At 48.8% G+C, this 23,529-nt stretch carries 21 protein-coding genes; 13 read left to right on the top strand and 8 right to left on the bottom strand.

The genetic code is table 11. From position 1 onward, the window contains the following. The 8 genes from polX to QNJ26_03245 all read left to right on the top strand — a co-directional run bounded on the left by polX (window position 1) and on the right by QNJ26_03245 (window position 9,908). The gene (polX, locus tag QNJ26_03280) at window positions 1–1,731 is read left to right on the top strand and encodes a DNA polymerase/3'-5' exonuclease PolX (protein MDJ0984543.1); all 1,731 of its coding nucleotides are present in this window, start codon (window positions 1–3) and stop codon (window positions 1,729–1,731) included. A gap of 316 nt (window positions 1,732–2,047) precedes the next feature. Then, window positions 2,048–2,503: an Lrp/AsnC family transcriptional regulator gene (locus QNJ26_03275; protein ID MDJ0984542.1), complete on the top strand. Its 456-nt coding sequence runs from the start codon at window positions 2,048–2,050 to the stop codon at window positions 2,501–2,503. Window positions 2,504–2,652: 149 nt separating this feature from the next. Continuing rightward, a complete protein-coding gene (locus QNJ26_03270) occupies window positions 2,653–3,876 on the top strand; it encodes an LL-diaminopimelate aminotransferase (protein MDJ0984541.1) in 1,224 nt (407 codons plus the stop codon). A gap of 184 nt (window positions 3,877–4,060) precedes the next feature. Further along, complete coding sequence (locus QNJ26_03265) at window positions 4,061–5,365, top strand: diaminopimelate decarboxylase (protein MDJ0984540.1); 1,305 nt, start codon at window positions 4,061–4,063, stop codon at window positions 5,363–5,365. A 286-nt stretch (window positions 5,366–5,651) separates the two neighbouring features. Next, window positions 5,652–6,428 carry a TIM barrel protein gene (locus QNJ26_03260; protein ID MDJ0984539.1) on the top strand — a complete coding sequence of 259 codons (777 nt, stop codon included), beginning with the start codon at window positions 5,652–5,654 and terminating at the stop codon, window positions 6,426–6,428. Between the two features lie 165 nt (window positions 6,429–6,593). Then, complete coding sequence (locus tag QNJ26_03255) at window positions 6,594–6,995, top strand: hypothetical protein (protein ID MDJ0984538.1); 402 nt, start codon at window positions 6,594–6,596, stop codon at window positions 6,993–6,995. A 16-nt stretch (window positions 6,996–7,011) separates the two neighbouring features. Continuing rightward, on the top strand, window positions 7,012–8,007 hold the full coding sequence (locus tag QNJ26_03250) for a hypothetical protein (protein MDJ0984537.1): 996 nt from the start codon (window positions 7,012–7,014) through the stop codon (window positions 8,005–8,007). 194 nt (window positions 8,008–8,201) lie between these two features. Next, entirely contained in the window at window positions 8,202–9,908 is a 1,707-nt protein-coding gene (locus QNJ26_03245; GenBank protein MDJ0984536.1) for a PAS domain S-box protein, read from the top strand. 28 nt (window positions 9,909–9,936) lie between these two features. Here the strand turns inward: QNJ26_03245 and QNJ26_03240 are convergent, their stop codons facing one another. Continuing rightward, window positions 9,937–11,064 (bottom strand): radical SAM protein, encoded by a 1,128-nt coding sequence (locus QNJ26_03240; protein ID MDJ0984535.1) that lies wholly within the window; start codon window positions 11,062–11,064, stop codon window positions 9,937–9,939. Window positions 11,065–11,350: 286 nt separating this feature from the next. Next, window positions 11,351–12,052 carry a 2-phosphosulfolactate phosphatase gene (locus QNJ26_03235; protein MDJ0984534.1) on the bottom strand — a complete coding sequence of 234 codons (702 nt, stop codon included), beginning with the start codon at window positions 12,050–12,052 and terminating at the stop codon, window positions 11,351–11,353. Between the two features lie 303 nt (window positions 12,053–12,355). Here QNJ26_03235 and QNJ26_03230 point away from each other — a divergent pair, with 303 nt between their 5' ends. Continuing rightward, window positions 12,356–13,351: a response regulator gene (locus tag QNJ26_03230; protein MDJ0984533.1), complete on the top strand. Its 996-nt coding sequence runs from the start codon at window positions 12,356–12,358 to the stop codon at window positions 13,349–13,351. A 105-nt stretch (window positions 13,352–13,456) separates the two neighbouring features. Here QNJ26_03230 and QNJ26_03225 read toward each other — a convergent pair whose 3' ends face one another. Next, a complete protein-coding gene (locus QNJ26_03225; protein ID MDJ0984532.1) occupies window positions 13,457–14,086 on the bottom strand; it encodes a CGNR zinc finger domain-containing protein in 630 nt (209 codons plus the stop codon). 398 nt (window positions 14,087–14,484) lie between these two features. Between QNJ26_03225 and QNJ26_03220 the strand changes: the two genes are divergently transcribed. The 4 genes from QNJ26_03220 to QNJ26_03205 all read left to right on the top strand — a co-directional run bounded on the left by QNJ26_03220 (window position 14,485) and on the right by QNJ26_03205 (window position 18,389). Next, the gene (locus tag QNJ26_03220; GenBank protein ID MDJ0984531.1) at window positions 14,485–14,913 is read left to right on the top strand and encodes a GFA family protein; all 429 of its coding nucleotides are present in this window, start codon (window positions 14,485–14,487) and stop codon (window positions 14,911–14,913) included. 15 nt (window positions 14,914–14,928) lie between these two features. Beyond that, window positions 14,929–15,846 (top strand): 4Fe-4S double cluster binding domain-containing protein, encoded by a 918-nt coding sequence (locus QNJ26_03215; GenBank protein ID MDJ0984530.1) that lies wholly within the window; start codon window positions 14,929–14,931, stop codon window positions 15,844–15,846. Window positions 15,847–15,945: 99 nt separating this feature from the next. Then, the gene (locus tag QNJ26_03210) at window positions 15,946–16,347 is read left to right on the top strand and encodes a DUF3568 family protein (protein MDJ0984529.1); all 402 of its coding nucleotides are present in this window, start codon (window positions 15,946–15,948) and stop codon (window positions 16,345–16,347) included. A gap of 116 nt (window positions 16,348–16,463) precedes the next feature. Continuing rightward, on the top strand, window positions 16,464–18,389 hold the full coding sequence (locus tag QNJ26_03205) for a caspase family protein (protein MDJ0984528.1): 1,926 nt from the start codon (window positions 16,464–16,466) through the stop codon (window positions 18,387–18,389). 145 nt (window positions 18,390–18,534) lie between these two features. On the opposite strand, the gene era is transcribed toward QNJ26_03205, so the two are convergent. From era to hisI, 5 genes are all read right to left on the bottom strand, one after another. Then, window positions 18,535–19,443, bottom strand: coding sequence for a GTPase Era (gene era, locus QNJ26_03200; GenBank protein ID MDJ0984527.1), 909 nt, complete (start codon window positions 19,441–19,443; stop codon window positions 18,535–18,537). A 456-nt stretch (window positions 19,444–19,899) separates the two neighbouring features. Then, window positions 19,900–20,484 (bottom strand): ribosome biogenesis GTP-binding protein YihA/YsxC, encoded by a 585-nt coding sequence (gene yihA / locus QNJ26_03195; GenBank protein MDJ0984526.1) that lies wholly within the window; start codon window positions 20,482–20,484, stop codon window positions 19,900–19,902. Window positions 20,485–20,816: 332 nt separating this feature from the next. Next, window positions 20,817–21,971 carry a pyridoxal phosphate-dependent aminotransferase gene (locus QNJ26_03190; protein MDJ0984525.1) on the bottom strand — a complete coding sequence of 385 codons (1,155 nt, stop codon included), beginning with the start codon at window positions 21,969–21,971 and terminating at the stop codon, window positions 20,817–20,819. Window positions 21,972–22,095: 124 nt separating this feature from the next. Further along, the gene (gene hisG, locus QNJ26_03185; protein MDJ0984524.1) at window positions 22,096–22,971 is read right to left on the bottom strand and encodes an ATP phosphoribosyltransferase; all 876 of its coding nucleotides are present in this window, start codon (window positions 22,969–22,971) and stop codon (window positions 22,096–22,098) included. Beyond that, window positions 22,968–23,345, bottom strand: coding sequence for a phosphoribosyl-AMP cyclohydrolase (gene hisI, locus QNJ26_03180; protein ID MDJ0984523.1), 378 nt, complete (start codon window positions 23,343–23,345; stop codon window positions 22,968–22,970). The genes hisG and hisI overlap by 4 nt, the downstream gene beginning before the upstream one ends. Between the last annotated feature and the right edge of the window lie 184 nt (window positions 23,346–23,529).

Here is a 23,529-nt window from a genome sequence, read left to right as displayed (position 1 = left end):
ATGATGCCTGTTCAAAATAGTGACATTGCTGAGATATTTACAAGCATTGCTGATTATTTAGAAATCGAAGGCGAAAATCCCTTTCGTATTCGGGCCTATCGCAATGCCGCCCATTCGGTCAGCAGCCTGGGCACGGAACTCAGAGAGATGGTAGCCGCCGGAGAAGATCTGACGCAGCTGCCGGGTATCGGCAAAGACTTGGCGGCCAAAATTCACGAGATCCTGGAAACCGGTACGGCTCAGGCGCTAATCAAGCTGCAAAAGCGCATTCCCTCATCGGTCATCGAGTTGTTAAAGCTCCCCAACCTGGGCCCCAAGCGGGTGCGAATTCTATACAAAAAACTGAAGATCAAGACCCTGGCGCAGCTTTCTTCGGCGGCCCGCAAAGGGCGTATCAGTGCTATGGATGGGTTTGGCCCCAAAACGGAAAAAGCCATTTTAGAGGCCATTGACGCCCGGGTGCAAACGGCAAAGCGCTTTAAAAGGGCAACGGTCAAGCCCACGGTCGACAGCCTGCTTGATTTTTTGAAGAAAGTGACCGGGGTCAACATGGTAGCGGTAGCCGGCAGTTACAGGCGTTCGCGTGAAACCGTCGGCGATCTGGACATTCTGGTCACCGCTCGCAAAAACAGCCCGGTCATGCGACGCTTTCTGGAATATGATGCCATCGAAAAGGTTTTAGCCGGCGGCACGACAAAGGCCAGCATCATTTTAAGATCCGGTTTGCAGGTCGACCTTCGATTGGTGGAACCTGCCAGCTTCGGCGCAGCCCTACAGTATTTTACCGGCAGCAAAGACCACAATATCGCCATCCGGCGACTGGGGCAGCAAAAGGGCCTAAAAATAAATGAGTACGGCGTGTTTCGGTTTGAAAAACAGGTGGCCGGCCGCACAGAAGCTTCTGTTTACCGCGCTTTGGAATTATCCCTGATACCGCCGGAGCTCAGGGAAAATCGCGGCGAGATTGAGGCTGCAGCTGAAAATCGCCTGCCGCAATTGGTTGAACGCAAAGACCTCAAAGGGGATTTGCACATTCATACCGCTGCCAGCGACGGGCACAACAGTCTTGAAGAAATGGCGCTGGCGGCCAAACGGCAGGGATTGACCTATATCGCCATTACCGAACATTCCGGGCGGCTTAAGATCGCCGGCGGCCTGGGTGCAAAGCGTTTGATGCAACAGCTTGATGAAATCGAGCGTCTCAACGATCGCCTGAAAGGCATCCAGATACTCAAAGGCCTTGAAGTTGAGATTTTAAAAGACGGCACCCTGGATCTATCGGATACGGATCTAGCGCGGTTGGACCTGGTGGTGGGAACGGTTCACAGCCATTTCAACCTGTCGCTTGAAAAACAGACCGAGCGTATCCTGCGCGCCATGGATCGCCGCTATTTCAGCATGCTGGCCCATCCCACCGGCCGCAAGATCAATCAGCGTGAGCCCTATCGGGTCGATCTGACCCGCGTCATTCATAAAGCGGCTGAACGCGGCTGTTTTTTGGAGCTCAATGCCAATCCCAAGCGCCTGGACCTGACGGACATCTACTGTCAGATGGCCAAAGATGAGGGGGTTCTGGTATCCATCAACTCCGATGCCCACAGCGTCGATGCGCTCAATGACCTCGAATTTGGCGTCGGTCAGGCCCGGCGCGGCTGGCTGGAAAAAAAGGATGTGCTCAATACCCGAACTTTACCCCAGGTGCGCAAATTGCTCAAAACCACTATGGGTTAGCGGCCTGACGTGCTTGCCCGGGCGTCTTAGTGGGGGCGTAGCGCGAAGCGCGAAGACCCAAGCTCGCCAGAGCGGAAAGGGATCGTTTTGAGGCTTAATGTGCAGAAAGGTTCATAGGTTCCCGGCTTCGCTCTATCAAGCTACGCCGCGGCAAGCAGCGTTCAAAGGTTCAGGATGTAGGGAGCGGGGTTTACCCCCGCCCTTACAATATTTGGGAAACAGTTGAAGCGTCGTCATAGGCCGGAAAATACCGAAAAAAATTCTTGACAAACTAAATTATAATGAATAATTATCTGTAAAAAAGGATTATTTAAGAATGATTGATGACGTTAGCCTAAAAATACTGAAGATTTTACAGAAAAAAGCCCGGATTCCCAATGTTGAGGTCGCGCGGCAGGTGGGCATGGCGCCATCGGCCGTGCTGGAACGTATCCGCAAGCTGGAAAAACAGGGCTTCATCGATGGCTACGAGGTCAGGCTGAATCCGAAACGGTTTGCCAAAAGCCTAGTGGCTTTTGTGAACGTCAAATTGAAAAAACTGGATGCCGAGATTAAAGTCGGTCAAACGCTCTCCAAATTGCCCGCGGTGCAGGAGGTGCATTACGTGGCCGGTGAAGACGCCTTTCTGGTCAAAGTACGGGCAGCTGACACCGAGGCGCTTAGCGGATTGATTCGCGATAAAATTGCCGCCATCGCGGGGGTCCAATCCACCCAGACAGCCATTGTGTTGTCGACGTATAAGGAGACGGCCCGCATTCCCATCGAAAGCTAGGTTGAGCCGATTTACCCGTTGCCCGTTGAGCCCGTTAAAGAATCAGATAGAAATCCTTTTATAACCGGCTAACGGGAAACCGGCCAACGGGCTCAACCGAGCATGTACAATTACCATGGTCCTAATAATGAATGATGAGGTGGAAAACTATGATTAAAATCAACGAAAATTATTTGAAGCTGCAGGCATCGTATCTTTTTTCGGAAATCAGGCGGCGGACCGATGAATTTCAAGCACAAAACCCGGATGCAGAGATCATCAAGCTGGGAATCGGCGATGTGACCCGGCCCCTGCCGCAAGCCTGCATCGAAGCCTTTCAGCAAGGTGTCGCTGAAATGGGCGCTGCCGCCACCTTCCGTGGATATGGGCCTGAACAGGGCTATGAATTCTTACGTGAAAAAATTGCCGGCACAGACTATCAGAAGCGGGGCGCCGATATATCCGCCGAGGAAATATTTGTCAGCGATGGCGCCAAATGTGACACCGGCAATATCCAGGAGATTTTTGCCACCGACATTCACATTGCGATTCCCGATCCGGTATATCCGGTTTATCTGGATACCAACGTGATGGCCGGCCGCACCGGAGCGTTTAATGACGGCCGCTATGACGGCATCATTTACCTGGAAAGTACCCGGCAAAACAGTTTCATCCCCGATTTGCCGCCCCAAGATGTCGATCTGATTTATTTGTGTTTTCCCAACAATCCCACCGGGGCGACGATTACAAAAGCGCAACTTCAGACCTGGGTGGATTTTGCTCGCGAAAACAAGGCGCTGATCCTTTTTGATGCGGCTTATGAGTCCTTCATCCAGGATTCGGATCTACCCAAATCGATTTTTGAAATTGACGGCGCCCGCGAAGTGGCCATTGAATTCAGAAGCTTTTCCAAAACCGCCGGTTTCACCGGAACCCGCTGTGCCTATACCGTGGTGCCGACATCCTGCACGGCCTACACGGCAGACGGCCAGGCCCATTCGGTTCATGATTTATGGTTCCGGCGCCAGTCCACTAAATTCAACGCCGTATCCTATCCGGTCCAGCGGGCTGCCGAAGCCATTTACAGTGATACCGGTCGTAAACAGGCCAAGGACTTAATCGATTATTATCTTAAAAATGCGGCTTTGATACGCAAGGAAATGGAGGCCCTGGGCTATGAATGTGTGGGCGGTGAGAATTCGCCTTATATCTGGATTTATGGTCAAACCGATTCCTGGGCCTTTTTTGACCGGCTGCTCGAAAAAGCCGGTGTGGTCTGCACCCCGGGCGCCGGATTCGGCCGCTGCGGCGAAGGCTTCATCCGCCTCAGTGCCTTCAATGATTCCCAAAACGTTGCGCTTGCCATGCAAAGAATCAAGCAGGCACTCAGCTAAAAATTTCTTATGAAATTTTTAGCGGTTATTAGTTACTTGTTATTGGTTATTGGCATTTGATCTGGTGACTACCAACTGCTTGTAACCCGCAACCCGCAACGCGGAACCTTTGAACCCTGAACCCTGCTCGCCGCGGCGTAGCTCGACAGAGCGAAGACGGGAACCCTGAACGGAGTGAAGAACGATGCCCATGTCAGCGACATTTGAAAACCGATTGTTACCCATCTTGGATGAAATCTGCGATTATTATGGAACCCCGTTTCACATTTATGACGAAGCCGGTATTCGGGAAACCGGTCAGAATTTTATTAGGGCCTTCTCCAGGCTGAATGGATTCCGAGAATATTATGCCGTCAAGGCGCTGCCCAACCCGCGGATTCTGCAGATCATGCAGGATCTGGGATTCGGCTTTGATTGTAGCTCCGTTTCGGAGCTGGTACTCAGCCGTCAAATCGGCGCCCGGGGCGAAGATATCATGTTTTCTTCCAACAACACGACCGCAGCAGAATTTGAGGTGGCGGATGCCGATGGCGGCTGCATTTTGAACTTGGACGATATCTCTTTGATTGGCAAAGTGCCGCAGATGCCCGAGACCATCAGCTTTCGCTACAACCCCGGCCCGAGCCGCAGCGGCAACAGCATCATCGGCGATCCAATGGAGTCAAAATACGGTGTTGCCGATACGCAGATTATCGAGGCCTATCAGGCTGCTAAAGCCCGGGGCGCGCGCCGCTTCGGGCTGCATACCATGCTGGTGTCCAATGAATTGGATGCAGCCTATATGGTTCAAACCGCAGCCATGCTGCTGGATGTGGCGGCGCGGGTGTCAAAAGCCCTGGATATCCGCATTGAATTTGTTAACATTGGCGGCGGGTTGGGCATTCCCTACAAACCCGGGCAAAAACCGTTGGATATTGAGGCCATGGCCGCTGAAATCACCGGTCTGTTTAGTGACTATAAAGCGCAAAACGGCTATGAACCGCAATTTTACATTGAAAGCGGGCGCTACATGACCGGGTCGCACGGTGTGTTGGTAACCACCGCTATCAATCAAAAAGACATCTATCGTAAATATATTGGTGTCGATGCCTGTATGTCGGCCTTGATGCGACCTGCGATATACGGGGCTTACCATCATATCAGCGTCATCGGGAAACATCCCAAAGATAATTTTGAGAAGGTGGATGTGGTCGGCTCATTGTGTGAAAACAATGATAAGTTTGCCATCCAGCGATTGCTGCCTGAAATTCAAGATGGTGATCGTTTGTTGATTCACGATACCGGCGCACACGGGCATTCCATGGGGTTTAACTACAACGGCCGTCTGCGGCCTAAAGAAGTGCTGCTGCGCCGCGATGGATCCGTAGAGCTGATCCGACGCGAAGAAACCATAGCTGATCTTTTTACCACCTTGAACTTCGCACCGCAGGTGCTGCAACCGTCCGACTCCTCAGGGGATGCATTAGAAAACCTGAGGGCTGCTTCTTGATTTAATTTTATCTCACCGCAGAGGCGCAGAGTTCGCAGAGAGTTTATTTTTTTCATTTGTCGCTGAGGCGCCGACAAATGAAAATCGCTCAACCGCTGCGCGGCAGGATCTTATTTATTGAGAATATAAACTATTTTTAAGGCATTTCTTTTACTTATGCTATATGTTTCATTGGTATTAAAGAACATAGGGCTTAAGTTTATTTCTTTTCGCCCTCTCAGCGAAAAGAAATAAGAAAAAAACCTTTGCGGCCTCTGCGTCTTTGCGGTGAAACTAACATAAAAAAATGATAAAAATTGGACCGGCAGGATCGGAAGGGCTGGGCAATCTGGCGGGTGTGCGTAAAGTGGCTCGCATGCAGCTGGATTGCATGGAGGTGGCGTTCACGTACGGCGTGCGGATGTCTGTGCGGGACGCGCGGCAGGTGGGGGTGCTGGCTAAAGACAACGGCATTGTCTTATCGGTGCACGCGCCCTATTACATCAATCTGGCATCCGATGAAAAAGAAAAGATCCAGGCCAGCAAAAAGCGCATTTTGGACTCATGCCAGCGAGCGCATGCCCTAGGTGCTAAAAACGTAGTATTTCACGCCGGATTTTATCAGAAGAAAAGCGCCGAAAAGACCTATGTCATGGTCAAAAAAGCCATCCGGGAAATTCAGCGCCGGATCAAGAATAACCGCTGGAAAGTCACACTATGCCCGGAGGTTACCGGCAAAGCGTCTCAATTCGGCTCCATCGAAGAGCTGTTAAGCCTCAAAAAGGAAACCGGTTGTGGCATATGCGTTGACTTTGCCCATCTGTATGCCCGCGATCAGGGCAAAGTGGATTATGGCAAGATCTTAAAAAAGCTTCCTAAAAAATTTCACGCCCATTTTTCCGGCATCGCCTTTGGCCCCAAGGGCGAGCGCAAACATCTCAAAACCACCAAAAAATTTTTTGAGCCCCTGGCCTTGGCGCTGCTCAAGCACAAGGTTGATATCACCCTGATCTGTGAATCGCCCCAACCATACAAAGATGCGGCCATGATGAAAAAAGTGCTCACCGCGCTGGCCGATCGATGATTTCGCCTTTTTTGTCAAAAATGTCATTTCAACTTCCAGCCTGACACCTTACGTGATCATTATTTGGACCCTAAGATAAATGTACTTGATTTTTGTACAATTGTACTTTATAAATATGCCTACCTCCCGATTCGGTAATTTTAATTTCCAGATGAGGATCTAGCGATGAAATTCGTATTTTGTATGTGTTTGATTTTGGCCAGTTTCTGCAGTTTGACTTGTTCGGATGTCAGCCCGGATGCCGTTGATCTTGCAGTAGATTTTTCATGGGACGGCATCCAGGCCTGTTCGATGGGCAACCCTGAGATACGCATTGGCGGTCTACCGGCAAACACCCAATTTCTTGAGATAAGTATGTTCGACAGTGTTTACATCCACAATCACGGCGAAGTAACCATTGAAAATGATGGATCGGGCATCATTAAGCTAGGTGCCATTGAAGAACTGCAGGGCCCCTGCCCGCCGGATGTGCCCGGCCGCTATAAAATTACCGTCACGGCATTGGATGCAAACAGGGTGGTCGTTGGTACCGGCAGCAAACGAAGATACTTTCCAGAAGAAAAATGAAAAAAGGAGGGAAAAAATGAAGCGCCATGTCATGATCGCTGCATTCATCGCTGGTATAATGCTCTGCATTGCCTGCTCGGCCAATGATGCTGAATATGCCGATATCCCCCTGACGCCCGGCAATATAACATTTGCAGAACGCTGGGCATCGTCTGAAAACCTGCAGATTACCATTAACCAGCAAGACGCAGCACCCATAACGCTTACCGTCGGTCGCCGTGATTTTAAACCCGTCTGGTCGCAAGCCGGCGATATGCTGACGTTTTTTCGTTTCGTCAGCAAAGACCGTGGTTTTCATACCTGGCGAACCAAAATATGTGTGATCAATATCGATGGAACCGGATTTAGAGAATTGACAAACGCAGATTATCCCCATTTCAACCCCACCTGGACACGCGATGGCAGCAATCGGGTCATTTTTAACCGGCGTTCGATCGAAAGGGGCTGGAAAAACCAGATTTTTTTAATTCCGGCAAACGGAGCAGTTGGCGATGAGCAATTGGTTTCCCATCCCAGCAATGCCTACTATGAATGGGCTTTCAGCGGTCTGAAGGACGGTCGCATCTTTATTGATCGCAAGGGGGCTGACTATTCCAAATCATTTCTGCTGACACCAAATCCCGGCAAGCCTGGCAATTATGAAGAGATCACACGCCCGACGGAAAAACTCTGGCATAAATTAAGCGTCTCGCCCAGCGAAACCAAAGTGGCCTATATGCTTGACAACGACCGCAAACTATACACCTATAACGATGTTGTCATCGCCATAGCGGATTTGAATATCGCCGATCTAAAAGTTGAAAATCAAATCATTATTACGGAGATGAATAAAGATTACATTTGTGAATACCCCAGATGGACAACGGATGAAAGCTGTGTGATATATGATTCCAATCGATCCGGTAAGTATCAAATATATGCTTACCATTTGAAAAATAAAACCACGACGCGGATTTCACCTGATCCCAACAAAAATTACCGCTTTGCCAATTTTGAAAACTTGCCGAAATAGTTACTGGGCCTGCAAACATCATTCACCGAAATCATTTTACTTTTTCGTTTGGATATGTTTATGCTATCTATCTATAACCAGTTTAAATTCAAGATGATTGACAATCTTCCGATTACTTCCTAGCTTTAATCAAGATTATTGCCCCCGGAATATTCGATCTAAAAATTAATCGATTAAAAAATAAGGGTAGGGCTATGAATTCATATCCATCACCCCAGCAACTGTCGCAAGAGGTTGCATTACTTAAAGAAGAGCTCAAGGACTGCCGCCTGAAAAAAGAGCTGCTGCAGTACAACGAATTGAAATATCGCAAATTGGTTGAAAGTGCCAATGATGCCATACTGGTGGCGCAAAATGGGCGCTTTCAATACGTCAATCCCAAAGCTGAAGCGCTTTTTGGATATTCGCAAGACGAGCTGACGTCAAAACCCATGTCCGACTTTATCCATCAAAAGGATCGTGACATGGTTGTGCAGCAGCATGAAAGGGCCCTTGAAGGTCACTCACACCCTGAAATGGTTTCTTTTAGAATTGTGGACAAAAAAGGAGGGACCATATGGGTAGAGTTAAAAGCGAATCTGTTCTCCTGGAATGATCAGCCCGCCACGCTGTACGTTTTGACAGATATCACCAAAAGGAAACAGGCTGAAGACAGGTACCATCGCGTTCTTGAAAGCCGATCTGAAGGATTCATGCTGCTGGATGAGGATCGGATGATCATCGAAGTCAATAAAGCCCTGTTAAAGAAGTCAGGTTATGAGCGGGATGATTTTAACGGTCGATCCGTCGATCAATTTTACGACAAAACCTCCCTTATTTTCATATCCGCGAGTCCCGATCATTTCAGCTTTGAAGCCTTATTTCGCGCTAAAGACGGCCGCCTGATCCCAATGCTTTTTAGCCGCAGCACACTCAATGATGAAAACAACCAGATGTCCGGCTTTATGTATTTTCTGACGGATCTTACTGATTTAAAGGAAGCTCAGGAGGAGCTGAAAAAGGCAGAACAACGATACCGCAACATGTACCAAAATGCTGTGCAGGGTATGTTTCAAAGTCGGCCGTCCGGAGAGCTGATTCGCATCAACCCGGCCTATGCCCGGATTCTGGGATATGATTCTGTTGATGAGGTGATGTCTCTTAATGAAGGTGGCTATAAGTTTTATTTTAATTCTGAGGACCGCGACCGGATGATCCGCGCAGTGCGCAAAAAAGGTTCTGTCGAAAATCATGAACTGCAGCTTAAGCGCAAGGATGGAAAGCCGGTATGGATACTGGCCAATATTCGATATATTAAAAATGACAGGAGCGGTGCCATTATTGAAGGCATTATAGTCGACAACACCAAAAAGAAGGCTCTGGAAAAAGAGCTTCGGCGTGATCGCAAAAAATTCCGTAATCTTGCGATCCACGATAATTTAACCGGGCTTTATAACACGCGCCACCTTTATCAAAAATTGGATAAACTCATTGATGAAAGCAAGCTCACGCAGAAACCATTTTCTTTGGTGTTTATGGATATGGATAACTTCAAGCGTGTGGTGGATACCTATGGCCACCTGAATGGGAGCCAGGCATTAAAGGAAGTCGCTCAGACCATCAAAAGCTGTCTCTCGAGGCCATGCTTCGGCGTTGCTTATGGCGGTGACGAGTTTGTGGTCGTACTGCCCGGGTTTGGTAAGGCTCAGGCCAGCACATTGGTTGGGCAAATACGTGAAAAGATGATGTATACGAAATATTTAACCAAAGCCGGTTACCATGTGAATTTAGGGGCCAGTTTTGGGATCGCCACATTTCCGGATGACACCAATAATCGCGAAGGCCTGCTGGCCTTAGCGGATCAGGCCATGTTTCATATTAAGCAGACCGGCAAGGGGCTCATCGGTACCACGCGTTCGTGATTTCTTATCGTCAACCGCTTTGTCCGAATTAAATTTTCTTTCCCGAAGAAACTGCCGGAACACGGCAGGTGACGTTATGGCGGGCCAGATCCCATAATGATTGGATGCGGGTCTTTTTCAGCAAATTGCCGTAATGGCCGATGATGGCCGTGTTATTGTACCAGCAGCTGCAGGGGCGGTCGGTGGCCAGCTGATCGCGCTCTCTTTGGATGCGTTGCGAATTCCAGATGGTTTTAAAATCGGATTGGCGGATGGAGCCGACACTGACATGCTGCTCGAGGCAGGGATAAACATTGCCCCAGGGATCAATACGGGCCATCAATACCGCGGCAAAGCATTGCTGCTGAGGAAACGACCCGTGGGCCTTCAGGCTGTCAATCAGACGGTTCAGATAACCATCCTTTGAAAGCGGTGTTGCTTCGATTTGCTCGGCAATCAATTCGGGATCCAGATGCAAGTCGCTTTCGTCCATGCCGGTGTAATAGGCGTCGCTGCAATGATGCACCGGCTGAAACAGCACATCATCGACCACAGCCTCCCATTTTTCGTAGAATTCCCGCATTTCGTTCACATTCTGATTGGAGATGGTCATACGCACGCGCACGATCGGGCGAGACGAGCGGGGGTGTGATAGGAGCTTCCGGATACCGCTTTCAATCTGGCGGTAGGAACCCGCGACGCCCCTGATGGTGTCATGACTGTCGGCAGAAGCGCCGTCCAGGCTGACGGTCACACAGGTGGCTTTTGAGCGGCAAATTTGTTCGTGTAACGTTTCAATCAACAGACCGTTGGTACATATATTAACGGACATTCCCCTGCCGGAAAAACTGTTGATGATGTCAAATACATCGTCGCGCATTAACGGCTCGCCGCCGGCAATACTGATTTGATGAGAACCCATCTTGTGCAGCTCTGCGGCTAAGGCCTCATATTCATCTGCCTGCAGCTCATCGGTGCGGGGATCTTTCCAGCGCTGGCACATCTGGCAGCGGCAGTTGCAGCGATAGGTGACATCCAGTTCGGCCATGTAAGGACCGGCCGCCAATTGACGGTCCTGAGCATAGGCCAGCACATTTTTTCGCGACTGCCATGCCGCGGATGCAAAGCCTTTGGAGAATATGATTCGGCGATAATCCCAGAAGTTGTTAAAACGCATGGATGCGTGGTCCTATATCAAAGTAACTCGATCTGCGTTCAGAATATAAGTAATTGGTCTTAATTTTACCAAAGCGCTTTATAAATGGTTTCAGGTGTTCCGCCGCAGGCGGATTCTGGTGTCAGGGACTGGCTTGATGCCAATATTAAGGGCCGATTAGATTCGTGATTTCCGGGCCCGCATAATGTCATCTTTTGCTGACACCCGAAACCTGACACCTGACACCTAAAGGTGTACAAGATAATACCATCGAGCCCGTACTGCAATAGCAGATTTGTAATAACGCTTAGATTAACGCTTTTTTAACCACAACATGCGCCTGGTCGCGTTCGACGCGTAGTGCAAAATTGTACATATCCCGCTGCAGACACAAAATGGGGTCCTCGGCCGGAAAATAGGGGCTGTCGGCTCGTAAAAACCGCTGGGCGGTTTCATTGGAGACGATTTCTCCCAGGGCTTTGTTGTGATCGTAGTCCCCGGCACCCAGCAGATGCGCAATATAACGCGCACAGCCCTCATCCTCCGGGGCCCGCTCTTTGAGCTCCCACCCCATGGCCACTAGGCTGACCAATTTTGGTTTTTGGGCAATAATATAGTCGGCGGTGGCCCGGGCCACCGTATAACCGGCCACCAGAACCTCGTCGGCAACTTCCAGGGCCGCCAGCGCACCCTGCACACCGGCGGAGGTTCGTTGGACAACTGTGCAGCCTTTAAAAAAAGAAGGCTCCTTTTGACGAATTTGACTGGGCGAATTTCCCAGGTCAAAGCCTTCAATAGGGACACCGCCGATTTCGCCAACCAGCAGGACATCATTGCGGTCTCTTTTGAGCGCAAATGCTTCCTGTGGCGAGGCCACCAGGATCGATTTTTCAATGCCCAGCGAATACAGTAGTGGGGTGCAGGTAAACGCACGAAAAACATCGATGATGACCGTCAGCCCTCTTGCGGCTTCAGCGCCGGCCAGGAAACGGTTATGAATGACCTGCATCGCTACCTATTCATTATGGTTCTAATCGAGCGTTAATAATCAAAGGATATGGTATTAGCGAATTAGACTCTTTATTGCAAGTCCTGTCAAAATCTGTCTGAAATTAGGTTGAGCCGGTTGAGCCCGTTTGGAAGGTAATCCCCTCAGATCTTATCTTTAATCAGTAAACGGGCAACGGGCTCAACCGGCTCAACGGGCCAACCTAAAATATTTGACAGGCAACCATATTTTTTTTAATCTGGGCGGACTTTACGACCCAATTCAGGTATTGATAAACCCGCTATCGCTTTTTCTCAGAATCAAATGAATAAACTCAGCAACGGCCCAAAAGATCAAAATCCAAACACAGATTCGGCAACGCCGGTTGTTTTGCTGGTCGATGATAATGTCCTCAACCTTCAGATGCTGCACCAGACGCTGCAGGGTCAGGGATACCGCCTATTGAGTGCTAAGTCCGGTGAAGACGCCCTGCGGATCGCACAGCAGGCATCCCCCGATCTTATTCTGCTGGACATCATGATGCCCGGTATTGACGGATATGAAACCTGCGCGCGATTAAAAGCGGATGAAGCCACCCAGAATACAGTCATCATTTTTTTGACCGCTCTGCACGATACCAAGGAAAAAGTACGCGGTCTTTCATTAGGGGCGGTGGACTTTATTACCAAACCCTTTGAGCCCGATGAAGTCGTGGCCCGCGTATCGCGTCAGCTTGAGGTTCATCGTCAGCACCAAGCGTTGCTGACCCAAAATCAGCAGCTGGCCAGCCAGTTGAAAGATGAGCTGCGATCCGGCTCCACCGATTTAAACGCTTACCGGGAAAAGATCCAGAAGTTGATCAGCAGCGGAGAAAGTGACCGCCTGGAATTTAAATCCACACTGCGCTGGAATTTAAAAACCGATCGCTCAGAGAAGGGCATCGAGAAGGCCTGGCTCAAGTCCGTGGTGGCCTTTTTAAATACTGATGGCGGTGTGTTGCTGGTGGGCGTCACCGATGACGGGCAAATCCTCGGCACCGAGGCGGATCAGTTTGATAACGAGGATAAATATCTTTTGCATGTCAACAATTGCCTTCAGCAGCGTATTGGGCTGGAGCATTCCGGCTTTATACGCTTTCAGCTGATACCGGTGGAAGAAAAAAAGGTGCTGCTGATTGAATGCCAGCCCTCACCCTCGGCGGCATTTCTTAAATTTGGAAAAGATGAGGACTTTTATGTCCGGATCGGTCCCGGAAGCCGTCGGCTGTCCACCAGTGAAGTGCTTGCTTATATGTCCAAACGAAAATTGGAAAGCCAATAATCCTCACGCATTCAGACAGTGAATCCCACAGCAAGCAGGGCTGATAATTTTCTTCACCACCGGTTTATGCCCGCAGAAAAATTTTCTTGCCTGCTGCTGGTTGCATCATTTTCGTTTGCCTGTTTTTTTCTTGTAAAACCGGCTGGCTTTGGCGCGGTTGCCGCAATCGTTCATATTGCACCAGCGCCGGCTGCGATTTCGGCTGGTATCCAGAAAAAGCCAGCCGCATGCCGGATCGCCGCACTTTTTGACCCTTTTCAACTCCTGTGAAATCAACAGATCCGCAGCGGATCGAATCAACGGACTTAAAATCCACTCCAAATCGGCATGATCTTCCGCTAAATCCCATCTATAGCCCTGCGGGGTTTTGACAATTTTGGATTTCTTCATGGTTCGTGAAAAAAATTGATTGAATATTACCAGATCTTTATTTGGGGCGGCTTTGCCATCTGCCAGCGAAGAAAATATTCGATAAATTGTCTCCCTGAGCTGAATGGCCTGTTTTAAAGCCCAGGTTTGTTTTGCTGGCTGGCTTTCGGATAATTGGGTAATACGTTTGGCAGCCTTCCGTGACATGGTGCCGGCATGCTGGCTCCAAGCAATCAGATCCGCGTAGGTCTTCAAAAATTCTGTTGGCCGTTTCCTGCCGCGCCAATCCAGGGTGTTGACAAAATCCAGGCAGGGTCGACCGCCCAGAAGGCTCAAGTTGACGGCGTGTTTTTTTTCATCTGCCATCTGATTTCCTTCAAATTTTATATAACCATCAAAAATTACTTGACAGGTTAGAAAATGTGAATTAATAATATAACTGTCTAAAACTTAATAGGTGGTTATATGCTTGTCAAGCACTTTAATCTGACCTAAATTGAGCGTTTAAAATTTCAAAAAGGAGTCACGATGTCTTTTTTTCCAGTGAATTCTATCGATTTGTATTTTTTGAAATTTGAAACCCTCTGGGATTGCCGATCTTACTCCGCCTCAGGCGGATTAGATGTCGTTCCGCATAGAAAACTATAGCGAAACAACATCTGCCGTGTAGCTGCGGCAACCTCGACAATCGCTCAACTTAGGCCTGAAACAATAAGCTGCTATTGGCATTCACCATGCAACTTTAAGCCGGGAGGTGTAGTCAAATGGAAAATAATCATATTCGAAAGAAAACGACAGGCGGTTGTTTATGTGGAGAAGTTCAGTATGAAATTTATGGTGAGCTGAGGGACATTGTCAATTGCCACTGCTCTAAATGCATGAAATTTCACGGCAATTATGGCGCCTACACAAGCGTTAAAGTCGAACAGCTAAACATCATCCAGCAAAAAAGCTTGAAGTGGTTTAAATCAATCACTGATGAAACGCCCAATGTTCACCGTGGATTTTGCTCGGAATGCGGGTCATCGCTATTCTGGCACCCCAAAGATCAACCCACCATAGCCATCGCGGCCGGGTCATTGGTTGCACCGACAAAACTGAAAACAATGGGCCATGTCTGGTGCAGCCAGATCGCGGATTACTATAAAATCGAGGATGATCTTCCGCAATTCGAGGAAAGATGGATCACATAAAAAAGGAGATCAGAAATGGACGCTACACTCTCAAGCAGGGCTTTGCATGAAAGCATGGAAAAACAGGGTCTGAAAATTAAAATTGTTTCCATCGAGCATGTCAAAGAGCTTGAAACCGAAATAATGACCCTTTACCAAGAAGGATTGCTGGACCCGGATTTGTACGACGCCTATCTGGCCTCATTTGATTTTGCCTGCCACACGAAATTAAAAGGGGCTCAATCGCTTATCGTTGCATCCATCCCGCAGCCCCAGATAAAAGTTGTCTTTTCGCGCGAAGATAAGTCTTATCCGGTTGTTGTTCCCCCCACCTATTATTTTGCCATCGATAATGAAGTGGCGGATATTCTCAAAGCCGATCTTGAACCGCTGGGATACCATCTTCAGAAAGTCAGACTGCCCGATAAACTTTTGGCGGTGCGCAGCGGACTGGCGCAGTATGGCAAAAACAACATTACCTATGTAAAGGGGATGGGAAGCTTTCATCGACCGGCAGTGTTTATCTCCGATTTTCCATGCCAAGTGGAAAGCTGGGGTGAGGCGACCATTTTGGACAATTGCGAAAATTGCAGTGCCTGTTTGAAGGCCTGCCCTACCAAAGCCATTGGTTTGGATCGCTTCCAGTTGCATGCCGAGCGTTGCCTGACATTTTTCAATGAAAGTTCGCAGAATTTTCCGGACTGGTTATCGCCGGCCTGGCACAACAGCCTGGTGGGCTGTATGATCTGTCAGAAGGTATGCCCGGCCAATAAGGAGGTTGTTAAATGGATCGTGAACGGTGTGACTTTTGAGAATGAAGAAACAGATCTGATTTTAAAGGGCGTTTCCGAAGAGAAATTGCCAGTGGAGACAATTGAAAAGCTCAGGAAGTCCGGCATAATGGAATATTTTGATGTCCTGGGAAGAAATTTGAGAGTTTTGATTCAGCAATAGAATTTAAGACTCTAGAAATTGACAGGGCCTGATGAGTCTGATATTTTTTACTGCCTGCCCGCGGGTATTTCCCCATGCCCTTTTTGTAAAGGAGGAATTATGAACCAGAGAAGACTTCAGCTGGTTGCATTGCTGTGCTGTTTTCTGATCGGCCTCACGGCCTGCTCGCGCGAGATGGTGGCTATCGGCGCCACAGCGGCGGTGGGCACAGGTGCGTATATTTACGCACAGGGGAATCTCAAACGAAACTACGAAGCCTCAATGGATGATACCTGGAAAGCAGCGATTCAATCTGTTAAAGATCTAAATCTGACAATCGAATCCCAAAAGCAAGACGAATCCATTGGTGTTATCAAAGGCAAAATGACCGCTGGACAGAGCTTTACCATTAACCTAAAACGATTGGATGAAAATTTGACCGAAGTCGGTGTTCGCGTCGGCACCTTCGGTGATCGCAAAAGATCTGAAGCCTTTCACGATAGAATTTTTTCACATCTGTAAATTACACCAGTTGAATTTTTTGAAACCGGATGCGGTCTATCTATCTGGTCTAAAGCGACGCCAATGACGTCGCTTCATTTGTTTTATCGGTTTTAATCTTCAAGGGTTGTGACACCATGAAAAAAGAAGGCTTCCAAGACAGGCTTGCTATTTTAAGAGTAACAATTTGGGTTTGCTGTGCAATCGGGCTGATCTTTGCCGGTTGTTCAACAGCCCCGGAAATCAATTCTCCTGAGCAGATGCCATCTTACATACGCGAATTTAAGACCTTTAAACTGTATGGGCACATTGAGAAAAAAGACACTAAAATAGATCTGACTGCCGGCGAATATGTTTCCATTATGGTTGATGGCGAGATACGCCGTTGGAAAAACGCACCCCCAGCGGATGCAACTTACAGAACCATAGCAAAATGGATCAACGGCGGTTGGCAAACACTTTTTTATCATGTACACGGCGGCACTTTTGAATCCCTCACATCGGGCAGTCTATCCTTAGGTATTATTGACAACTATCACTTGGATAACAGTGGCCATTACGACATCATCATTATTGTCTGGAAAACCAAAGATTATAGCCAGATCAGCACGTTTTTAGAAGGGCTGCAAAAAATGAACCCCGAACATCGAGGTATTGCAGACGCCCTTTCGCAGGCTCGAGAACTAAGAGACTACGATATCGCCCAGGCAAAAGCGTCACAGCAAATTTCGGCAACTAAAGAAGAAATCAAAAAACTGGAAGACTCTAAACAGGACCTGTCAGGCGCAGCCGGCCAGCAAAATGCGGCCCAGGTACAAGAGCTGGAAAACCGCCTGGAGGAATTGACCGCAAAACTAAAGCAGCTGGATGAAATGACGCTTCAGCTGCAGCAGGAAAAAGAGAAATCAACTCAGTTGAGCCAGGAGCTTGAAGAAAAATCGCAGCGCGAAAAGGAATTGATGAGCAAAATCGGAGAAGGTGCCAAAGTGCCTCCGTTTGTCATCTTGACCGGTCCTGAAGACGGCCGCAAGCTGGAGGTTGATTCGGTGCGAATCAGAGGTGCTGTGGAAGACGACCGCGGGATCATGAATCTGGAGATCCTGGTCAACGGTCAGCCCGTGGCAACCGATGGCGTCCGAGGTCTAATAACGGTGTCCGGGGATGCCCCCCGCCGATCCAATTTCGATCAGGCGGTACCGCTGAACCATGGTGAGAACCGCATCAAGGTGCGGGTAACCGACACCGACGGACTGGTCACCGAAAAAGTGGTGAGCGTGCATTACACACCCAGCCGGCGGAACGTCTGGGCGGTTGTGGTGGGCATCAACGATTATCCACAGCTTCCGAAGCTTAAATACGCGGTCAACGATGCCAGGGCCTTTAAGCGTCTTTTGGTGGAAAAGAACCTCGTCCCCGCTGAAAATATTACCGTGCTGCTCAACAAGCAGGCCACATTGCGAAAGCTGAGAAGCGCCCTGGGAACCGGGCTGAAAGGGGCTGCCGATTCAGACGATATGGTCATCATCTTCTTTGCCGGTCACGGGGCCACCGAGCGCGATGCCATGAGCCTAGACGGCGATGGGCTCGAGAAATACATTCTGACCTACGATACCGACCCGTCGGACCTGTTTTCAACCGCCCTGCCCATGCGGGATCTGGCCCTGATTTTTAACCGCATCCGCTCCGAACGCCTTATTTTCATCGCGGACGCCTGCTACAGCGGGGCCAGCGGTGGGCGTACCGTCAGCATCACCGGTATGCGGGCCAATATTGCCGACACCTTTCTGGATCGGGTTGCAGCTGGCCGCGGCAAAGTGATTATCACTGCCAGCGCCGCCAACGAGGTCAGCGTGGAACGGGACGAACTTCAGCACGGGGTGTTCACCTATTACCTGCTGGAGGGTTTGAAAGGACCGGCGGACACGGACGGTGATGGGTTGGTTACAGTGGATGAGGCCTACCGCTATGTTTCCGACAGGGTGCCCCGGGCCACCGGGCAGGAACAGCACCCGGTCAAAAAAGGAACCGTTGAAGGCAGCCTGATCCTAAGCATCACCCGCTGACCACAAAATAGGTTTGCCCGCCGCTGGCGGGTTTAGCCCGTTGAGCCCGATATAATAGGAAGGTGTCTTATTCGAACTAACCGGCCAACGGGCAAACGGGCAACGGGCTCAACCAGAATACCCTGATGCATTTTTAAGATCGCTTTTAGTAGCCGAACTTGCGCAGGGCCCTGGTATCCTTCCGCCAGTTCTTCTGGACCCGCACAAATAGCTTTAAAAATACCCTGGTTTCCAGCATCTGCTCAATTTTTTTGCGCGATTCGATGCCGATGCGCTTGAGCTTGTTACCCTCCTTGCCGATGATGATGCCCTTCTGGGATCCGCGTTCCAGGTGAATGGTGGCCTCAATGTGGACCAGTTTGCCCTTCTTTTCTTCCTTAAAGGTATCCACTGTGACCGCTGTGGCATAGGGGATCTCCTCACCGGTCAGACGGAAAATCGTTTCGCGAATCATCTCCGCAGCGATAAACCGTTCCGATAAATCCGTCAGGGCATCTTCCGGAAAATACGGCGGGCCGGTGGGCAGCATATTCTGCATGGCTGTCAGAAGTGATTCGATCTGGGTGCCTTCGGTTGCTGAGATCGGTATGATGACTTCAAAATAATATTCCGTTGACCATTTTTGAATGACCGCCAGCAAGTCTGTTTTTTGGATCTGATCGATTTTGTTGAGCGCTACAATAACCGGTCGTTCCTGCTTTTGAAGGCGTTTGGCCAAAAAGTATTCCGAGGTTGGATCCGGATGGGCTGCATCCAGAACAAAAAGAATTAAATCAGCCTCATCTATGGCGGCCAGGGCCGTATCCACAATCCGCAAATTTAGCGTATCTTTGGCTTTAAATATTCCCGGGGTGTCGATAAAGACGATCTGTGTGTTGGGTTGATGTACAACGCCCAGGATTCGATTACGGGTGGTCTGGGGTTTTTTGGAGGTAATGGAAATCTTTTCACCCAGCAGACGATTTAGCAGAGTGGATTTTCCGGCATTGGGCGCCCCGACGATGGCGACGTAGCCGGACTTGAAATCTTCGTATGTGTCGGACGTGTTAGACATTTCTATTGCACCGCCCGCTGTGCTCAAGGCGCAGAGGCCGCAGAGATAATTTTTTTCTTTTGTTTTCCGTTGAGAGGACGGAAAACAAAAGACAATCCGCCTCCGGCAAGTAATATACAGATTTTAAGCATCAGCTGTTAAATGATACTATGGAAACATTTTGTTGCTGAATTCACGATAAAGTTAAGAATCAATTTTTATAACCCGCAGGGTTGAGATGTTTTTGCCTTGTCGGCGTCCATGCCAGGCCATAGCTGAAAGCGACGGCTGGTCAGCGACAAGGCAAATAAACTTAATTCTCTGCGGACTCTGCGTCTTTGCGGTCAATAATAAGACGCCAACAAACTTTGTGCGGAAAGTATCGTAAATACTTTTATAAAAGAAGGTAAGGGTTAAACAACCGATTGTAAATCGTCGAGCAGGACAAAGACGCTTATATTGGCTTAATGGTGCAACTTATTCGTAAACGAATGATTGAATTGCCTTCCAGAGGGTGTCGCGGCCGCGGCGGGTTTTTGCGGAAAAAAGGATCAGATCATCAGGATTGAGTGTCAGGGTCTCCGCAATGCGGCGATATTGTTGGGCCGATTTACTTTTGGAAAGCTTATCGGTTTTGGTTAAAACCACAATGGCGCTGATGGCATAGTGGCTAAGCCAGCCCAGGAGATTTAATTCCTCCTGCTGCGGTGTGCGCCGAATATCCATGATAGCCACCACTGCCCGCAGGGTTATGCGCCTGGAAAGATAGGTTTCAATCATCGGGCCCCATTTCTTGCGAACGGACTGCGGCACCTTTGCATACCCGTAACCGGGCAGATCAACGAAAACGATCTGCTGATTGATATCAAAAAAATTAATCAGTTGCGTGCGGCCGGGCGTTGAACTGGTCTTTACCAGATGTTTGCGATTGACCAATGTGTTGATCAGGCTGGATTTGCCCACGTTCGAACGGCCGGCAAAAGCAATTTCCGGCAGTTGTGCCGGTGGATACTGGGCTGGCCGGGTGGCGCTTTTGATAAATTCGGCAGATTTTATAATCATAAATAATGCCTTATTTGATCGAAAGCCTTTAGCCTCTCGCAAAGACGCAAAGGCGCAAAGATATTTAGATTTAAAGCATCATTCTTTGTGGATAGATAATCAGCTTTTCTCAACCACAAAAGCACAAAGTTCACAAAGAGTTTAACAATTTTTTTAAGTTTTATACTTTGTGCCCTTCGTGTCTTCGTGGTTAAATAATCAGTTTTTTCCTAACACGAAGAACACGAAGCCCGCGAAGTTCACAAAAGGAAGAAAAAAATATTAGCAGATTTTCTTCGCGACTTTGCGTGATGAATAAGATAAAATGGATCGATCCTTTTTGCTGCTTTAGATCATTTACTTTTTAGGTATTGCTCGAGCCGATCCATGCCTTCTTCTATGTTTTCCATCGAATTGGCATATGAAAACCGTAAATAGCCTTCGCCGTTATTGCCGAAGTCAATTCCCGGGCTAACACCCACATGGGCTTTTTCTAGAATATCGAAGGCCAAATTATACGAATCGGAAGTGATGTGTTTAGCATTGGCAAAAACGTAGAACGCTCCGGTGGGCTCTACGGTAATTCCAAGCCCCATTTCTTTTAACCGACGGATCATAAAAATGCGGCGTGAATTATAGATTTTTTGCATACGGGCGACATCTTCGGCGCCATGTTTCAGGGCTGCAATGCCTGCCTGTTGAACCATGGCATTGGCGGAAATAAAAAAATTCTGCTGCATCTTTTGCATGGGGCGGATAAACGCTTTGGGGGCAATCACATAACCCAGGCGCAGCCCGGTCATGGCGAACTGCTTGGAAAATCCATTGAGCACAAAAGCATGATCGGAAAATTCCAGAATCGAATGCGCCTGGCCCTCATACACCAACCCGTGATAAATCTCATCGGAGACGATATAAGGGCATGGTTCACATTTTGTCAGCTCGGCAATTTGCTGCATACGTTCAAATGAAAGTAGATTGCCGGTGGGATTGGAGGGCGAGTTGATAAAGACTGCTTTGGTTTGCGGGGTGATGTTTTCCCGGATGACTTCAGGTCGGTATTGGAAACCATCTTCTTCATATACCGGGATCGTTATGAGCTTGCCGTCCACAAATTTAACAAAATTTGGATAGCAGGCATAGTGCGGGTCTGAGATGATGACCTCATCTCCTTTTTCAAGCAGTGCTGAAAAAACCAGAAAAATCGCGGGAGATGAGCCGGATGTGATGATGATCTGGTCCGGGTCGACCGATACCTGATAATGCTGTTGATGATACTCGCAAATGGCCTCCCGGAGCTCAAGCAAGCCCAGACTATGGGTGTAATGGGTAAATCCGTCATCAAGGGCTTTGCAGGCCGCTTCTTTGACGCAGGCCGGCGTATCAAAATCAGGCTCACCAACCTCCAGATGGATGATGCGGCCACCTTGACGTTCAAGTTCCTGAGCCCGTTCCAATACATCCATGACAATAAAGGAGGTCATTTCGCGGGTGCGACTTGATTCCATTATCGGGTCCTTTTGATGCGCGTTGCCCTTCGACCTCGCTCAGGGTGGTGAGCCTGTCGAACCACGCGTTACGGATTACGTGTATCGATTGCCGGCATGACATCCTAACTTGCAACACGTAACCCTATAAAACTTTATTCAGCGGATATTCAATGATCCCTTCCGCGCCGTGTTTCATCAGCTCGGGAATCAGATCGCGCACGACTTCGGATTTGACCACAATTTCCACAGAATACCAGCTGGATTGATACAGCGGCGCCACCGTGGGTGCATTTAGACTCGGTAGCATGTCCACCACTTCCTCCATTTTTTCCTTGGGGACATTCATTTTGATACCCACCATTTTTTCGCCGCGCAGGGCGCCTTTGAGCAGAAGGGCAATTTGCTTGATTTTATTCCGTTTAGCGGTATCCTTCCAGGCGTCATGGTTGGCAATCAGCTGGGTATTGGTCTGCATGAGCTCATGAATCACGCGCAGGCCATGGGCCTTGATGGTGGATTCGGTCTCAGTCACCTCCACGATTGCATCGGCAAGACCGGACACAACCTTAGCTTCGGTCGCACCCCATGAAAATTCAACACTGACATTGATTTTTCGTTCTGCAAAATAGCGCCGGGTAAAATTGGTCATCTCGGTGGCGATTTTTTTTCCTTCGCAATCTTCAATTTTTTGAATGGGCGAGTCGTAAGGCACGGCCAGCACCCAGCGCGCCGGCCGGGAGCTCACTTTGGAATACACCAGATCGCTGACCACCTGAATGTCCGATTCGTTCTCAGCAATCCAGTCTTTACCGGTCAGTCCGGCATCCAGCGTGCCGCTTTCAACATAATTGGACATTTCCTGTGCGCGGCAAATGGCGCATTCAATGCTTTTGTCATTGATTTCAGGAAAATAACTTCTGCCATTAACGTTTATATCCCACCCTGAACGCCGGAATAATGCGATCGTTGCATTTTGTAAACTACCTTTAGGAATGCCTAGCTTGAGTGGATTCTTCACTTACCGTATACCTCCTTGGGGTCAAATACCGGCTCGCCCACGATCTGAACGGAGCCGTTTTCAACCTTTTTATGAAAACAACTGCGGTGCCCGGTGTGACAGGCCGCCCCGCCCAGCTGTTCTATTTTTAACAGGACTGTGTCAGCATCGCAATCGATGCGAATTTCTTTGACGATTTGCTGATGACCGGATGATTGGCCTTTGATCCAAAGTTCCTGTCGCGATCGGCTCCAATAGGTTGCTTTGCCTGTTTTTAGGGTTTCCTCCCAGGCCTGTTGGTTCATATACGCCAACATCAGCACCTCACCGGTCTTATAATCCTGAGCGATTGCCGGAATCAGACCGCCGCTCTTTTTAAAGTCGGGTGTCATCATTTTTTATAAAATCACAGGTTGAAATTGTACCATAAAGGCGTTAAAATTAAAGTTTGACATATGAACGAATTCAAAAACAAGCATGCAAAATTACAAACTTTTGTAACTAACCGTAACGTAACTGAATGTCAATTAAATTCTTTTAAACCGAAACCTTACAAAACTATCTAGATTCGTGCCCCTG

The organism is Desulfobacterales bacterium (genome assembly GCA_030066985.1).
Classification (GTDB): Bacteria; Desulfobacterota; Desulfobacteria; order Desulfobacterales; family JAHEIW01; genus JAHEIW01.
Note: the sequence above shows the minus strand (reverse complement) of the source record. Positions and strands in the feature narration are given on the sequence as shown.